Origin of the sequence: Malikia spinosa, from assembly GCF_002980625.1 — a bacterium.
GTDB lineage: Bacteria > Pseudomonadota > Gammaproteobacteria > Burkholderiales > Burkholderiaceae_C > Malikia > Malikia spinosa.
In genome coordinates this window covers 20,026-36,242 of sequence record NZ_PVLR01000035.1, presented here as the reverse complement: position 1 = coordinate 36,242, position 16,217 = coordinate 20,026, and the positions used below count along the sequence as shown (strand labels likewise).

Annotated in this window: 12 protein-coding genes; 5 read left to right on the top strand and 7 right to left on the bottom strand. The window is 67.4% G+C overall.

Annotated elements, in window-relative coordinates; translation table 11 throughout:
• Positions 1 to 123 precede the first annotated feature (123 nt).
• Together tmk and mltG are read right to left on the bottom strand one after the other, a co-directional pair.
• Positions 124 to 783 (bottom strand): dTMP kinase, encoded by a 660-nt coding sequence (gene tmk / locus C6P61_RS12050; protein WP_105730177.1) that lies wholly within the window; start codon positions 781 to 783, stop codon positions 124 to 126.
• Between the two features lie 29 nt (positions 784 to 812).
• Positions 813 to 1,835 (bottom strand): endolytic transglycosylase MltG, encoded by a 1,023-nt coding sequence (gene mltG / locus C6P61_RS12045; protein ID WP_105730181.1) that lies wholly within the window; start codon positions 1,833 to 1,835, stop codon positions 813 to 815.
• Between the two features lie 94 nt (positions 1,836 to 1,929).
• Between mltG and ygfZ the strand changes: the two genes are divergently transcribed.
• From ygfZ to C6P61_RS12025, 4 genes are read left to right on the top strand one after another with little or no spacing between them, the layout of a single operon-like run.
• Entirely contained in the window at positions 1,930 to 2,898 is a 969-nt protein-coding gene (ygfZ, locus tag C6P61_RS12040; RefSeq protein ID WP_105730176.1) for a CAF17-like 4Fe-4S cluster assembly/insertion protein YgfZ, read from the top strand.
• A gap of 44 nt (positions 2,899 to 2,942) precedes the next feature.
• On the top strand, positions 2,943 to 3,338 hold the full coding sequence (locus C6P61_RS12035; protein ID WP_105730175.1) for a DUF2306 domain-containing protein: 396 nt from the start codon (positions 2,943 to 2,945) through the stop codon (positions 3,336 to 3,338).
• 27 nt (positions 3,339 to 3,365) lie between these two features.
• Complete coding sequence (locus C6P61_RS12030) at positions 3,366 to 4,232, top strand: NRDE family protein (protein ID WP_105730174.1); 867 nt, start codon at positions 3,366 to 3,368, stop codon at positions 4,230 to 4,232.
• Positions 4,233 to 4,262: 30 nt separating this feature from the next.
• Positions 4,263 to 6,248 (top strand): peptidase U32 family protein, encoded by a 1,986-nt coding sequence (locus C6P61_RS12025; protein ID WP_105730173.1) that lies wholly within the window; start codon positions 4,263 to 4,265, stop codon positions 6,246 to 6,248.
• Between the two features lie 67 nt (positions 6,249 to 6,315).
• Here C6P61_RS12025 and C6P61_RS12020 read toward each other — a convergent pair whose 3' ends face one another.
• The 3 genes from C6P61_RS12020 to C6P61_RS12010 form a co-directional block, all read right to left on the bottom strand.
• Positions 6,316 to 6,846: a hemerythrin domain-containing protein gene (locus C6P61_RS12020; protein ID WP_105730172.1), complete on the bottom strand. Its 531-nt coding sequence runs from the start codon at positions 6,844 to 6,846 to the stop codon at positions 6,316 to 6,318.
• A 170-nt stretch (positions 6,847 to 7,016) separates the two neighbouring features.
• Positions 7,017 to 11,039: a phosphoribosylformylglycinamidine synthase gene (gene purL / locus C6P61_RS12015; RefSeq protein ID WP_105730171.1), complete on the bottom strand. Its 4,023-nt coding sequence runs from the start codon at positions 11,037 to 11,039 to the stop codon at positions 7,017 to 7,019.
• A 43-nt stretch (positions 11,040 to 11,082) separates the two neighbouring features.
• Positions 11,083 to 11,913 (bottom strand): IclR family transcriptional regulator domain-containing protein, encoded by an 831-nt coding sequence (locus C6P61_RS12010; protein ID WP_105730180.1) that lies wholly within the window; start codon positions 11,911 to 11,913, stop codon positions 11,083 to 11,085.
• Positions 11,914 to 12,063: 150 nt separating this feature from the next.
• On the opposite strand from C6P61_RS12010, the gene pobA reads away from it, so the two are divergent.
• Entirely contained in the window at positions 12,064 to 13,272 is a 1,209-nt protein-coding gene (gene pobA / locus C6P61_RS12005; protein WP_105730170.1) for a 4-hydroxybenzoate 3-monooxygenase, read from the top strand.
• A 116-nt stretch (positions 13,273 to 13,388) separates the two neighbouring features.
• Here the strand turns inward: pobA and sugE are convergent, their stop codons facing one another.
• Both sugE and C6P61_RS11995 read right to left on the bottom strand, forming a co-directional pair.
• On the bottom strand, positions 13,389 to 13,703 hold the full coding sequence (gene sugE, locus C6P61_RS12000) for a quaternary ammonium compound efflux SMR transporter SugE (protein WP_105730169.1): 315 nt from the start codon (positions 13,701 to 13,703) through the stop codon (positions 13,389 to 13,391).
• 3 nt (positions 13,704 to 13,706) lie between these two features.
• Positions 13,707 to 16,193 carry a YgiQ family radical SAM protein gene (locus tag C6P61_RS11995; RefSeq protein ID WP_105730168.1) on the bottom strand — a complete coding sequence of 829 codons (2,487 nt, stop codon included), beginning with the start codon at positions 16,191 to 16,193 and terminating at the stop codon, positions 13,707 to 13,709.
• Positions 16,194 to 16,217 lie beyond the last annotated feature (24 nt).

The following is a 16,217-nucleotide window of genomic DNA, read 5'->3' as shown; positions in this document are numbered from 1 at the left end:
CCAGCGGGTACTGGCCCAGGCCGGCCGGACCGCTGAGCAGGATCGCGTGGCCGCGCTGCTGCTGCAGCGCCACCAGCTGGCGCTGCAACCAGGGCGGCAGGCGGCTGGCGTCGGCTTGCTGGTTCATGGCTGGCCCCAGACTTGCTCGCAATGCCGCAGCACCTGCTCGCGCACCTGCTCCAGGCTCTGGCTGGCATCGATGCGGGCGAAGCGCTGCGGTGACTGGGCTGCGCGCGCGGCATAACCGCTGGCGACGCGCTGGAAAAAGGGCTCGGCCTCGGACTCGAACTTGTCGGGCTGGCGCGCACCGGCCAGCCTGGCCGCAGCAATGGCCGGCGGCAGGTCGAACCAGAAGCAGAGCTCGGGTTCGAGCAGGCCGGCTTGGCTGGATTGTTCGGGCTGCTGCTGCACCCATTGCTCGAGCTGACGCAGCACCTGCAGATCGAAGCCGCGCCCGTAACCCTGGTAGGCAAAGGTGGCATCGGTGAAGCGGTCGCACAGCAGCACATCGCCGCGCGCCAGCGCCGGCTGGATCACCTGCAGCACATGGTCGCGCCGGGCGGCGAACATCAGCAGCGCCTCGCTCAACGGGTCCATCGCGTCATGCAGCAGCAGCTCGCGCAGCTTTTCCGCCAAGGGGGTGCCGCCGGGCTCGCGCGTCAGCGTGACATGCCGGCCATGGGCGCGAAACCAGTCGGCCACCGCGGCGATATGGCTGGACTTGCCAGCGCCGTCTATGCCTTCGAAACTGATGAACAAACCGCTCGGGGTGCTCTGGGTCATTAAATGGCCTTGAAAAGTAGCCTGGGAAATCAACGGGCCAGGATATAACGGCGCACCGCCTGGTTGTGCTCGTCGAGCGTAGCGCTGAACTGGCTGCTGCCGTCGCCCCGCGCGACAAAGTAAAGCGCCGGGCTGGCAGCGGGCTGCAGCGTGGCGCGCAGCGATGCCAGGCCCGGCATCGCGATCGGCGTCGGCGGCAGGCCGGCGCGGGTGTAGCTGTTGTAGGGGGTATCGGCCAGCAGGTCGCGCTTGCGCAGATTGCCGTCGAAGGCCGGACCCAGGCCGTAGATCACGGTCGGATCGGTTTGCAGCCGCATGCCCAGTCGCAGCCGGTTGATGAAGACGGCCGCGACCATGGGCCGGTCCGCGCTGGCGCCGGTCTCCTTCTCGACCACGCTGGCCAGGATCAGTGCTTGCTCGGGGGTCTTGAGCGGCAGATTGGGGGCCCGCTCGGCCCAGGCCTGCTCGAGCTGGCGCTGCATCGCCGCCGCGGCCTGGCGCAGCAGGACCGAGGCGTTCTGGCGCTTGGGGTAGAGGTAGGTGTCGGGAAAGAAACGGCCCTCGGGGTGCGCGGCCGGCAGGCCGAGCGCGCGCATGAGCAAGGCGGGCTGCGCCAGCACCGCATCGGGCAGGTCCCAGTTCAGGTGCTCGGCGCTCTTGAGCGCCTGCAGCACCTGGCGGTAGTTCCAGCCTTCGACCAGGGTCACGCGGCGCAGCGCCTGCTCGCCGCGCACCAGCTTGTCGAGCAGTTGCCGTGGCGTGGTGCCGGGCTCGATCTCGTAGCTGCCGGCCTGGATGCGGCGCGACTGGCCGGACAGGCGCAGCCAGCCGTAGAGCAGCCAGTCGGAACTCTGCACGCCGGCCTGCTGCAGCTGCTGCGCCACCTGGCGCGCCGAGGCACCGGCCGGGATCGTCAGGTCCAGCGGCTCGGCGGGCACTGCGGTACTGCGGTTCAGCTCCAGCGGACGCTGCAGCCAGTAGGCCGCCCCTGCCCCGGCCAGCACGCCGGCGGCCACGCCCAGGAGCAGGGCCGAAATCCACCTATTTTTCATGCGACGCTGCACAACCATCCGGCCTTTGGGAAAATCAGAGCTCGCAATGATATTCGACCGCCATGCAGGCGGCCCAAGGAATCCGAAAGCCACCATGAGCGCCTCCACTACTTCTGTCTCGACCCCGGCTGCAGCCAATCACGACCTCGACTTCGATGCCACCGCCCTGCAAGGGCTGGCCCGGCTCGATGACTGGGGCGTGATCCGGGCCCAGGGCGCCGATGCCGCCGCCTTCCTGCACGGCCAGCTGACGCAGGACTTCGTGCTGCTGGGCCAGGGCGAGGCACGACTGGCCGGCTACTGCTCGGCCAAGGGCCGCATGCTGGCGAGCTTCATCGGCTGGAAAACCGGCCCGGAAGAGATCCTGCTGCTCTGCCACCGCGACCTGCTCGCGCCCACGCTCAAGCGGCTGTCGATGTTCGTGCTGCGCGCCAAGGCCAAGCTCAGCGATGCCTCGGCCGATTTCGCCCTGTACGGCGCGGTCGGCGCCAGCCTGCCCGCCGGTCTGCCGGCAGCGCCCTGGTCCAGGCTCGACGCCGCTGATGGCCAATGGGTGCGGCTGCCGGGTGCCGAGGGAGCTGCGCGTGCCCTGCTCTGCCTGCCCAGCGCTGCGGCCCAGCCAGCAGCCGAGCTGGCGCCGGCGCTCTGGCAATGGCTGGAAGTGCGCAGCGGCGTCGCCATGGTCGGCGCGCCGGTGGTCGAGGAATTCGTGCCGCAGATGCTCAACTACGAGTCGGTCGGTGGCGTCAACTTCAAGAAGGGCTGCTACCCGGGCCAGGAAGTGGTCGCGCGCAGCCAGTACCGCGGGGCGCTCAAGCGCCGGGCCCAGATCTTCCACGCCGAGTCCGAGTTGAGCGTCGGCCAGGAGGTGTTCCATGCGGCGGATGCCGAGCAGCCCTGCGGCATCGTCGTGGCGGCCGCTCCGCACCCGCTGCAAGGTTGGGAGGCGATCGTCTCGCTGCAGACCAGTGCACTCGACGGTCAGGCCTTGACAGTCGGCGGGCCGGACGGCGTCGCCTTGCAGGCGCTGGCGCTGCCCTACGAGTTGCTGCAGGACATCTGACTCGGGCAAATTCGGGGTCTCTCGTGTCTGCACAGGCCTCCGCAATGCCAATTACCCCTGCCATCGCCATTCATTTGGCTGCCACCCTGGCCGCCACGGCCATCGGCCCCATCGCGCTGTGCACGCGCCTGGGACGCCAGCCCAGGCCCCGCCCGCACCAGGCGGCGGGCTATGCCTGGGTCACGCTGATGGTGATCGCCGCCATCTCGGCCCTGTTCATCAGGGACTTCGCGCGGCCCAACCTCGCGGGCTACAGCTGGATTCACCTGCTGATTCCCTTCACCCTGGGTCAGCTCCTGCTCTCCTGGCGTGCCTTGCGGCGCGGCAACCTGGCTGCCCATCGCAAGACCATGCAAGGACTCTATGTCGGTGCCTGCCTGATTGCCGGAGCCCTCGCCTTGCTGCCTGGCCGGTTGCTGGGGAGCTGGCTATGGGCCTGATGCAGTAAGTTGCTGGACAATCCCCTCATGTGCCTGATCGCCTTCGCCATCCATGGTCGACCCGGACTACCGCTGCTGCTGGCATCGAACCGGGACGAATTCTTCGACCGGCCGACGCAGCCACTGCAGCTGTGGCCGCTGCCCTCGGGCAAGCGCGTCGCTGCCGGACGCGACTTGCAAGCCGGCGGCAGCTGGATCGGGCTGGCCGAGGATGGCCGGGTCGCGATGCTGACCAATGTGCGCAGTTGGCCGATCGAGGCCGCGCCTTGCAGCCGGGGCGATCTCGTGACCGGCTGGCTCGATTCGGAGGCCGACTGGCAGGACTGGATCACGGCCATCGACCCGGCGTGCTACGCCGGCTTCAACCTGGTGCTGGGCGACCTGGCGACTTCGCGCTGGGCCTGGCTCAGCAACCGTGCGGTCGACGCCAGCGGAACGAATGAAGCCGGCCTGCCGCCGGGCTGGCAGGGCCGGTCGCTGGGGCCGGGCTGCTACGGCCTGTCCAATGCGGGGCTGGACACGCCCTGGCCGAAGACGCTGGCGCTGAAGGATGCGCTGGCTCGCCATCTGTCGCAGCGCGCGCATGCCGACGAGACGCAAGACCTGCTGCAGGCGCTGCGCGCGATGGGCGAGGCGCATGACGACAGCCTGCCGCGCACCGGCGTTCCGATCGACCTGGAGCGGCGCCTGTCCAGCGCCTTCGTCCATGCGCCTGAGCGCGGCTACGGCACGCGCAGCAGCCTGATCGTGCATGCCGGCGCTGGCAGCCTGGTGCTGCAGGAATGGACGCACCAGCCACGGGTTTTCGCCGAGCGTCCCGGGCACTGGCCGCTGCACCACAGCGTGCCGCGCCGCCTTGAACTCGACTGGACCATGCCGAAACTGGGACAATAGCGGGCTTGCCTATCAGCCCCTAGCCGTCTCATGCTCCCTCACCAGCTCGAACTCCTGTCCCCCGCGCGCGATGCCGACATCGGCATCGAAGCCGTCAACCACGGCGCCGACGCCATCTACATCGGCGGACCGTCGTTCGGCGCCCGCGCCAGCGCGGAAAACTCGGTGCAGGACATCGCGCGCCTGGTCCGGCACGCACACCGCTACCAGAGCCGGGTCTTCGTCACGCTCAACACCATCCTGCGCGACGACGAACTCGAACCCGCACGCAAGCTGATCCATCAGCTCTACAACGCCGGCGCCGACGCGCTGATCATCCAGGACATGGGCCTGCTCGAGCTTGACCTGCCGCCGATCCAGCTGCACGCGAGCACCCAGACCGACATCCGCACGCCCGAAAAGGCGCGCTTCCTGCAGGACGCCGGCCTCTCCCAGATCGTGCTGGCGCGCGAGCTGACGCTGAACCAGATCGCTGCCATCCGCGCCGCGACCGACCCCGAGCGCTGCAACATCGAGTTCTTCGTCCACGGCGCGCTCTGCGTGGCCTACAGCGGGCAATGCTTCATCAGCCATGCCCACACCGGGCGCAGCGCCAACCGCGGCGACTGCTCGCAGGCCTGCCGCCTGCCCTACGAGGTCAAGGACGCCCAGGGCCGCATCATCGCGCACGACAAGCATGTGCTGTCGATGAAGGACAACAACCAGAGCGAGAACCTGGCCGCGCTGATCGACGCCGGCGTGCGCAGCTTCAAGATCGAGGGCCGCTACAAGGACATGGGCTATGTGAAGAACATCACGGCGCATTACCGGGTCCTGCTCGACGAGATCCTGGAGCAGCGGCCCGAGCTCGCGCGTGCGTCGAGTGGCGAATGCACCTTCTTCTTCCAGCCCGACCCGGACCAGAACTTCAACCGCGAGTTCACCGACTACTTCGTGCAGGGCCGCAAGGAGGACATCGGTGCCTTCGACAGCCCGAAGAACCCGGGCCAGGCCATCGGCTGGGTCAGCAAGATCAACAGCGACAGCGTCGATCTCGAGCTCAGCGACCCCAGCCTGGAGCTGGCCAACGGCGACGGTCTGTGCTACTACGACCTGCAAAAGGAACTGGTCGGCCTGCAGACAAACCGGGTGGAAAAGCTCGGCAAGGGAGCCGAAGGCGGCCGGATCTGGCGGATTTTCCCGAAGGACCCGATGGACGGCTTCAAGGACCTGCGCAAGGGGGTCGAGGTCAACCGCAACCGCAGCATGGACTGGGTGCGCGCGCTCGAGAAGAAATCGGCCGAGCGCCGGATCGGCGCCTGGATCAAGCTAAAGGAGACCGAGGGCGGCCTGCGCCTGAGCCTGACCGACGAGGACGGCCACTGTGGCGAGGCCAGCGCCAGCCTGGCGCTGCAGCCGGCCAAGGACCCGTCGCAGGCCGATGCCAAGCTGCGCGAGCAGCTCGAGCGCCTGGGCGAAACGTTATTCACGCCGATCGATGTCACGCTGGCGCTGTCAGGCCCCCGTTTCGTGCCGGCTTCGCTGCTCAACACGCTGCGCCGCGATGCGGTGGCACAGCTGGAGGCGGCGCGCGCCAATGCGCTGCAGCGCCTGCCGCGCGCCGTTCCTGTCGAGCCGCCGGCCCCCTACCCCGAGGACACGCTGACCTACCTGGCCAACGTCTACAACCACAAGGCGCGCGACTTCTACGCCCGCCACGGCGTCAAGGTGATCGCGGCGGCCTACGAGAGCCAGGAAGAGGAAGGCGAAGTCAGCCTGATGATCACCAAGCATTGCGTGCGCTTCTCCTTGAGCTTGTGCCCGAAGCAGGCCAAGGGCGTGACCGGCGTGCAGGGCCAAGTCAAGGCCGAGCCGCTGCAGCTGATCAACGGCAAGGAAAAGCTGACGCTGCGCTTTGACTGCAAGCCCTGCGAGATGCATGTGGTCGGCAAGATCAAGCGCAGCGTGATCAACCAGGCGGCTGCCGTGCCGTTGCAGTTCTACCGCACAAGGCCGGCTGCAGCACCTGCAAACTGAACCAGCAACGAAAAACCCCGCCAGGGCCGTAAGCCTGAGGCGGGGTTTTTAGTGCCGATCAGCGCGTTCAGACGTAGAACTGGAACGCGGTCGGGTTCTGGTGGCGCATGTGCAGCGACAGGCCCAGCGCCGCCATGTGATTGCCGTTGCGGCCCAGGATCTGCTGCGCCAGCGGCAGGTATTCCTGCTCCTCGAACTGGGCATGGGCCCGGTACTGGCTGACCAGGCGCGACAGGTCGGCGACATTGACCTCGCCGAACTGGCCCTTGACGACCTTCTTGAGGCCTGACTCCAGGCTCTTCCAGATCTTCTCGAGTTCGCGGTGCTCGTCGGTCAGGCGCTTGTTCATGGACTGGACCTTGAAGCGCTCGGCGTCATCGAGTGCGCTCTCGAGCACGGCGGTAAACAGCTCGCGCTCCTCGTCGAGGTGGTGCTCGAAGATGGCTTCGCGGAAGAACTCGAGTGACTTTTCCGCCACCTCGCGTGCACGCTGCGCCGGCTCAAGCAGCGCGGGCAATTCGCTCAACTGGTCGAGCTTCTTGAAGATGCCCTCGTGGCATTGCGAGAAATCGGCGATCGGTTGGTCTGTCTGGCTCATTGTGTCTCCTCATTTAGGGGTGTACTGACTAACAGTCTAGGCAGTTTGCCGCGATCAGGCTTGATAAAAATCAAGCGCGCAGAAAAAAGCCGGCTTGATGGAGGTCAAGCCGGCTGCTTCAGTGGGCGCTCAGTTCGCGAAAAGCCGGGGCGGCCTGGCCGCCCGGGCGATCAGCCCACCCACTTGCGCGCGTTGCGCCAGATCTGCATCCAGGGGCTCAGCGCGTCCTGGCCGCCCGACTTGGCGTAATCGGTCCAGCTCATCTGGATGTTGCGGAAGACGCGCTCGGGGTGCGGCATCATGGCGGTGAAGCGGCCGTCAGCCGTGGTCACGCTGGTCAGGCCGCCGGCGCTGCCGTTCGGGTTGAACGGGTACTGCTCGGTCGCGGCGCCGAAGTTGTCGACATAGCGCATCGCGGCAATCGCCTTCGTCGCATCACCACGGTGCTTGAAGTTGGCAAAGCCTTCGCCATGCGCGACCGCGATCGGCAGCCGGCTGCCGGCCATGCCCTGCAGGAACAGGCTGGGCGACTCCAGCACCTCGACCATCGACAGGCGGGCCTCGAAGCGCTCGCTCTGGTTGGTGGTGAAGCGCGGCCAGGCCTCGGCACCCGGGATGATGTCGGCCAGCTCGGCAAACATCTGGCAGCCGTTGCACACGCCCAGGCCGAAGGTGTCGGCGCGACCGAAGAAGCCCTGGAACTGCTCGGACAGCACCGAGTTGAAGGTGATCGAGCGCGCCCAGCCGATGCCGGCACCCAAGGTGTCGCCGTAGCTGAAGCCGCCACAGGCGACCACGCCCTTGAAGTCCGACAGCTTGGCGCGGCCGGTCTGCAGGTCGGTCATGTGCACGTCGTAGGCCTCGAAGCCGGCCTCGGTGAAGGCGTAGGCCATCTCGACGTGCGAGTTGACGCCCTGCTCGCGCAGGATCGCGACCTTGGGTCGGCTCAGGTTCAGGAAGGGTGCTGCGACGTTGTCCGACGGATCGAAGGTCAGCGCGACATGCATGCCCGGATCGTTGACGGCGCCAGCGGCGGCGTGCTCGGAGTCGGCGCAGGCCGGGTTGTCACGCTGCTGGTTGATCTTCCAGCTCACGCTGTCCCAGACCTGGTGCAGGTCGAACAGCTCGGCGCTGAAGACGGCCTTGGCATCGCGCCAAATTTGCAGCTGGCCCTTGCCGGTGTCGATCTCGGACGACAGCGGGCGGGTCTTGCCGACATAGTGGCTGAACTTGGACAGGCCATGCTCGCGCAGCAGCGCCATCACGGCATCGCGTTCACTGGTGCGGACCTGCAGCAGCACGCCGAGCTCCTCGTTGAACAGGGCTTTGAGCGTGAGCTCGTTGCGGCGCTCGGCGACCTGAGTGGCCCAGTTCTTGGCGTCGCCGCTGTCCATGCGGCTGTCGCTGATGCCGTCGCCTTCGGTGACCAGCATGTCGACGTTCAGGCTGACGCCGACATGGCCGGCAAAGGCCATCTCGGCCGCCGCCGCTAGCAGGCCACCGTCGCTGCGGTCGTGGTAAGCCAGGATCTTGCCATCGGCGCGCAATGCGTTGACGGCGTTGACCAGCTTGATCAGGTCCTGCGCGTCATCGAGGTCGGGCACCGCGCCGCCGGCCTGGTCCAGTACCTGGGCCAGGATCGAGCCACCCATGCGGGTCTGGCCCTTGCCGAGGTCGATCAGCACCAGGGTGCTGTCCTGTTCGGCGTCGAGCTGCGGCGTCAGCGTGCCGCGCACATCGGGCAGGGTCGCGAAGGCCGAGATGATCAGGCTGACCGGCGAGGTGACTTTTTTCGTCTCGCCATCGGCCTGCCACTGGGTGCGCATCGACAGGCTGTCCTTGCCGACCGGGATGCTGATGCCCAGCGCCGGGCACAGCTCCATGCCGACGGTCTTGACGGTCTCGTACAGGGCGGCGTCCTCGCCGGCCTCGCCGCAGGCCGCCATCCAGTTGGCCGACAGCTTGACGCGGGCCAGATCGATCGGCGCGGCCAGCAGGTTGGTGATGGCTTCGGCCACCGCCATGCGGCCCGAAGCCGGCGCGTCAAGCGCGGCCAGCGGGGTGCGCTCGCCCATCGCCATTGCCTCGCCGGCAAAACCCTTGTAGTCGGCCAGGGTGACGGCGCAATCCGCCACCGGCACCTGCCAGGGGCCGACCATCTGATCGCGGTGGCTCAGGCCACCGACGGCGCGGTCGCCGATCGTGACCAGGAAGCGCTTGGACGCGACGGTCGGGTGGATCAACACGTCGATCACGGCCTGTTGCAGCTCGACACCGGTCACGTCGAGCGGCTTGAACTCGCGATGGACGGTCTTGACATCGCGCAGCATCTTGGGCGGCTTGCCCAGCAGCACATCCATCGGCATGTCGACCGGGCTCTCGGCGCCCTTGTCTTCCAGCACCAGCTGGCGCTCTTCGGTCGCGACGCCGATCACGGCAAACGGGCAGCGCTCGCGCTCGCAAAAGGACTTGAACTGTTCGAGCGACTCGGGCGCGATCGCCATCACATAGCGCTCCTGGCTCTCGTTGGACCAGATCTCCTTCGGTGCCAGGCCGGATTCCTCCAGCGGCACGGCGCGCAGGTCGAAGCGGGCGCCGCGGCCGGCGTCATTGGTCAGCTCGGGGAAGGCGTTCGAGATGCCGCCGGCGCCGACGTCGTGGATCGCCAGGATCGGGTTGGCCTCGCCCTGATGCCAGCAGTGGTTGATCACCTCCTGGGCCCGGCGCTCGATCTCAGGGTTGCCGCGCTGGACCGAGTCGAAGTCGAGTTCGGCCGCGTTGGTGCCGGTCGCCATCGAGCTGGCGGCGCCGCCGCCCATGCCGATGCGCATGCCGGGGCCGCCGAGCTGGATCAGCAGCGTGCCGGCCGGGAACAGGATCTTCTGGGTCTGCTCAGCGTCGATGCCGCCCAGGCCACCGGCGATCATGATCGGCTTGTGGTAACCGCGGTCGATGCTATCGACATCCGAAGTGATGGTCTGCTCGTATTCGCGGAAATAGCCGACCAGGTTCGGACGGCCGAATTCGTTGTTGAAGGCAGCGCCACCGAGCGGGCCTTCGGTCATGATCTGCAGCGGGCTCGCGATATGCGACGGCTTGCCGTCAGCCTGGTCGGACCAGCCGCCCCAGAGCTTGGAGACGGTAAAGCCCGTCATGCCGGCCTTCGGTTTCGAGCCACGGCCGGTCGCGCCCTCGTCGCGGATCTCGCCGCCAGCGCCAGTCGATGCACCCGGGAAGGGCGAGATCGCGGTCGGGTGGTTGTGCGTCTCGACCTTCATCAGCACATGCTGCAGGGCTTCTTGCTTGCCGTAGGCCGGGCTGGCCTCGCCGCCGGCGCGGGCGATGAAGCGCTCGATCCGGTTGCCCTCCATCACCGAGGCGTTGTCCGAGTAGGCCACCACCGTATGCTGGGGTGCCAGCTGGTGCGTGTTGCGGATCATCGCGAACAGGCTCTTGTCCTGTGCCACGCCGTCGATCGTGAACTCGGCGTTGAAGATCTTGTGGCGGCAATGCTCGCTGTTGGCCTGGGCGAACATCATGAGTTCGACGTCGGTCGGGTTGCGACCCAGGTTCTGGAACGCCTTGACCAGGTAGTCGATCTCGTCGTCGGCCAGCGCCAGGCCCCAGGCCCGGTTGGCTTTTTCCAGCGCCTGGCGGCCGGACTCGGGGCCGGTGCCGACGATGTCGACATGCTCCATCGGTGCCGGCTCGAGCTCGCCGAACAGCGAGAAGGCCTCTTCGCGGCTGGCGACGGCGCTCTCGGTCATGCGGTCATGCAGCAGCGCGGCGACCTGGCCCAGCTGCTCGGCGTTCAGCGAGCCCTTGGACAGCAGGCCGGACTTGAGCGTCAGGCGATATTCGGTGATGCGCTCGACCCGCTTGACCGCGAAGCCGCAGTTGCGCGCGATGTCGGTCGCCTTGGACGCCCAGGGCGAGACGGTACCGATGCGCGGCGTCACCACGACCAGGGCGCCAGCGGTTTCGCCCTCGTAGGGCTCGCCGTAGGTCAGCAGGGCCTGCCATTGCTGGAGTTGCTCGGCAGACAGCGGCGCCAGCGTATCGACCAGGTGGACGAAACGGGCCGAAATGCCGCTGATCTTGTCGCTGACGGCTTGCAGTCGGGGCAGGAGTTGCTGGGCGCGGAAGTTGCCGAGGGCGTCGCCGCCTTCGATCGGGGTGATGTACTGGGTCACGGGGTGGCCTGTAGTGGGAGAAAGACCCGGAATTTTACTGCCCCTAGAGAAGCGCCCGCAATTCGCGCGCCGCATCCTGCAACAAGGGCAGCAACTCGCGCTGGATCGCGCCCCTGGCGAGTCGCGCCGGCGTCAGCACGGCATTGAGCGCGCCGACGGTTTTTCCCTGCAGATTGCGCAGCGGCACCGCGACCGCATGGACGCCGATCTCGTGCTCCTCGCTCGCAATGCAGCAGTCCTGCTGCCGGATCTGCTCCAGGATCTTGCGCAGCGCGCCGGGATCGGTCACGGTATAAGGCGTCAGGCGCGCCAGCGCCCTGCCCTCGAACCAGGCCGCCAGTTCGGGCTCGGGCAAGGACGCCAGCAGCACGCGGCCGGTCGAGCTGGCGTGCGCCGGCAGTCGCGCGCCCAGGTGCAGGCCGTAGGCCATCAGCCGCGCGCTGGCGGGTGCTGGCAGCCCGGCGGCCAGCGAGCTGCTATCCCAGTCCGCGGCCCAATCCGGCGCCAGCGCCGCCGCACTGCGCGCCACGATCACAACCGCATCGCCCTCGAGCACCGCGACCGAATAGGCGTCGCGCGTCTGCGCCGCCAGCCGGTTCAGCGTCGGCTGGACCGTGCGCGGCAGCCGGGCGCTGGCCAGGTAGCTGCCGGAAAAGCGCAGCACCTTGGCCGACAGCCAGAAATGGCTGCCATCGCTCTCGAGGTAGCCCAGGTGCGCGAGCGTCAGCAGATGGCGCCTGGCCGCTGCGCGCGTCAGGCCGGCGCGCTGCGCGGCCTGGGTCGCGTTCAGGCGCTGGCGCTCGGTGTCGAAGCTCTCGAGCACCGCCATTCCCTTGGCCATGCCCTCGATGAAATCGGCGCGTGCGATGGTCATGCAGCTCTCCAGTTCCATTCGGTCATTAATTGCGCGATCATCGCACAACCATTCCACTGATCGCGCAAAAGCCGCCGTGCAGGGCTTAGCCGATGCGGCAACAAGCCGCAAACTTGGCCCATCGCTGCAACACCCCACAGGAGACAAACCATGCGCACCCAAGTCGCCATCGTCGGCGCCGGCCCCTCCGGCCTGCTGCTCGGCCAACTGCTCGCCAAGGCCGGCATCGACGCCGTCATCGTCGAGCGCCAGACCCCGGACTACGTGCTCGGCCGCATCCGTGCCGGCGTGCTCGAGCAGGTCACGATCGACCTGATGGAAGAAGCCGGCGTCAGCCAGCGCATGCACGCCGAAGGCCTGGTGCATGAAGGCTTCGACATGCTGTACCAGGGCCAGCGCAAGCGCGTCGACCTCGCCAAGTGGACCGACGGCAAGAAGGTCATGGTCTACGGCCAGACCGAAGTCACCCGCGACCTGATGGATGCCCGCAGCGCCGCCGGCCTGACCACCATCTACGAAGCGTCCAATGTCCAGGTGCACGACTTCGACAGCAAGAACCCGCGCGTGACCTACGACAAGGACGGTCAGAGCCACGAGATCCAGTGCGACTTCATCGCCGGCTGCGACGGTTTTCACGGCGTCTGCCGCGCCAGCGCGCCGCGCAACGCGATCAAGGAATTCGAGAAGGTCTATCCCTTCGGCTGGCTGGGCCTGCTGTCGGACACGCCGCCGGTGCACCATGAACTGATCTACGTCAACAGCCCGCGCGGCTTCGCGCTGTGCTCGCAGCGCAGCCAGACCCGCAGCCGCTACTACCTGCAGGTGCCGCTGACCGACAAGATCGAGGAATGGACCGACGAGGCCTTCTGGCAGGAGCTCAAGCTGCGCCTGGACCCCGAAGCCGCCGCCAACCTCGTGACCGGCCCCAGCATCGAGAAGAGCATCGCCCCGCTGCGCAGCTTCGTGACCGAGCCGCTGCGCTTTGGCCGCATGTTCCTGGCCGGCGACGCGGGCCATATCGTGCCGCCGACCGGTGCCAAGGGCCTGAACCTGGCCGCGACCGACGTCAAGTACCTGTTCGACGGTCTGGTCGAGTATTACAAGGACGGCTCGGAAGCCGGCATCGACCGCTACTCCGAGCTGGCGCTGGCCCGCATCTGGCGCGCCGAGCGTTTCAGCTGGTGGTTCACCCAGCTGATGCACCGCTTCCCCGAGGACAGCGAGATCAGCAGCAAGTTCCAGAACGCCGAGCTCGACTACCTGATGAACTCGGAAGCCGGCCTGACCAGCATCGCCGAAAACTATGTCGGCCTGCCGCTCGACTTCAGCCGCAACGGCCTGCTGAAGTCCCGCTCCTGATCACCATGGCGGCATCCAGCCGCATGGGCTGACACAAGAAGGGCGCCCCGAGGGGCGCCCTTCTTGCATGGTGTTCACTGATTCATCAGTGAGGCACTTGATCTGGATCTGGCCGATCAGGCCGTCAGCTTCAGGCCCACGATTCCCGCCAGGATGAGGCCGACACAAACCAGCCGGGCCACGGTGGCGGGCTCGCCGAACAGGATGATCCCGAACAAGACAGTGCCGACCGCTCCGATGCCGGTCCAGACCGCATAGGCGGTACCCACCGGCAAGGTCCGCATCGCCAGGCCGAGCAAGCCGATGCTGGCGACCATCGCCGCGACCGTGCCGACAGTCGGCCAGAAGCGGGTGAACCCTTCGGTGTACTTCAGCCCGATGGCCCAGGCGACTTCCAACAGACCGGCTACGAATAAAACCAACCAGGTCATGGCTCAGCGCTTCCTGCCTGCGGACTGGACCGCCGGCTTGCTGCCGGCGCGCGGCTTGCCGGCCGCCGTGCCCGCACGCGGCGGCAAGCCGGTGTGCTGGGTCAGGATCTGACCGCGCACCGGGCGCGAAGTCCCCGTTGCCTGGCCCTGGCTGGCGCCGGGCTTGGCTGCCTTGGCCGGTGCTCCGCCCTGCACCGAGCGGGCCGGGCCGGCACTCTTGCCCGCTGGCGTGCTGTTGCTGCGCCGCGCGCTCTGGTAGCCGTCATCGGTCAGCGGCTGGAAGGTCGGGATCAGGTGCTGCTTGCCGTTGCCGATCAGGTCGGCACGGCCCATGGTCTTCAAGGCCTCGCGCAGCAACGGCCAGTTCTTCGGGTCGTGGTAGCGCAGGAAGGCCTTGTGCAGGCGGCGGCGGCGGTCGCCGCGCACGACATCGACCTTTTCGCCACGCTCGTCGCGGTGGATGCCCTTGAGCGTGTTGAGGCCGCTGTGGTACATCGCGGTCGCGGTCGCCATCGGGCTCGGGTAGAAAGTCTGGACCTGGTCGGCACGAAAACCGTTCTTCTTGAGCCAGATCGCCAGGTTCATCATGTCCTCGTCGCTGGTGCCCGGGTGGGCAGCGATGAAGTACGGAATCAGGAACTGCTTCTTGCCGGCCTCGGCACTGAACTGGTCGAACAGCTGCTTGAAGCGGTCGTAGGTGCCGATGCCGGGCTTCATCATCTTCGACAGCGGGCCGCCCTCGGTGTGCTCGGGCGCGATCTTCAGGTAGCCGCCGACATGGTGCTGGACCAGCTCCTTGACGTACTCGGGGCTCTTGACCGCCAGGTCGTAGCGCAGGCCCGAGCCGATCAGGATCTTCTTGATGCCGCGCAGGCTGCGCGCACGGCGGTAGATCTGGATCAGCGGGTCGTGGTTGGTGGTCAGGTTCTGGCAGATGCCCGGATAGACGCAGCTGGGCTTGCGGCAAGCGGCCTCGATCTCGGGGCTGCGGCAGCCCAGGCGGTACATGTTCGCGGTCGGCCCGCCCAGGTCCGAGATCACGCCGGTGAAGCCCTTGACCTTGTCGCGGATGTCCTCGACCTCCTGGATGATCGACTCCTCGGAGCGGCTCTGGATGATGCGGCCCTCGTGCTCGGTGATCGAGCAGAAGGTGCAGCCGCCAAAGCAGCCGCGCATGATGTTGATCGAGAAGCGGATCATCTCCCAGGCTGGGATCTTGGTCGCGCCGTCATGGCTGCCGTTCTCGTCGGCATAGGCCGGGTGCGGGCTGCGCGCATACGGCAGATCGAACACATAGTCCATCTCGGCCGTGGTCAGCGGGATCGGCGGCGGGTTGATCCAGACATCGCGCGCTGCCGTACCGGTGCCATGGGCTTGCACCAGCGCGCGCGCGTTGCCGGGGTTGGTCTCCAGGTGCAGCACGCGGTTGGCATGCGCGTAGAGCACCGGGTCGGCCTTGACCGCCTCGAAGCTCGGCAGCCGCACCACGGTGCGATCGCGCGCCGGCTTGCCCTTGGCTGGCAGCGCCGGATTGGCCATGAAGGTCAGCGGCTGGATCGCCGCGCCCTGGCTGGCGCCGGTGGCGGCGCCAGCCGTTTTCGCGCCGGCCGCGTCGCCGGCGCGGGCCGCGTTCTGTGCTGCGGCCTGATCCTGGGCCTCGTCGTCGCGCGCGCAGCTCTGGCCCTGGGCCTTGGCCTGCTCGGACACCATCAGGTAGGGGTTCAGGTGGGCGTCAACCCGGCCCGGCAGGTCGACCTCGGTCGAATCGAGCTCGAACCAGCCCTCACCCGACTGCTTGCGCACGAAAGCAGTGCCGCGCACATCGGTGATCTGCTCGACCGGTTCCTTGCGTGCGATCCGGTGCGCGACCTCGACCAGCGCACGCTCGGCGTTGCCATAGAGCAGGATGTCGCATTTGCTGTCGACCACGATCGAGCGGCGCACCGTCTCGGTCCAGTAGTCGTAATGCGCGATCCGGCGCAGCGAGCCCTCGATGCCCCCGAGCACGATCGGCACGTCCTTGTAGGCCTCGCGGCAGCGCTGGCTGTAGACGATGGCGGCACGGTCGGGCCGCTTGCCGCCGACATCGCCCGGGGTGTAGGCGTCATCACTGCGGATCTTGCGGTCCGCCGTGTAGCGGTTGATCATCGAGTCCATGTTGCCCGCGGTCACGCCCCAGAACAGGTTGGGCTTGCCCAGCACCTTGAACGGCTCGGCGCTTTGCCAGTCGGGCTGGGCGATGATGCCGACCCGAAAGCCCTGCGCTTCGAGCACGCGGCCGATCACTGCCATGCCGAAGCTCGGGTGGTCGACATAGGCATCACCCGTCACCAGGATGATGTCGCAGCTGTCCCAGCCGAGCTGATCCATCTCGGTCCGGCTCATCGGCAGGAAGGGCGCGGTGCCGAAACGCTTGGCCCAATAGGGCCGATAGCTGGTCAGCGGCTTGGCGGCGCGCGGAAAGAAGGAGACATCGATGGGGGCGTTCATGGCGGGCCTGGGTCCGGGACAACC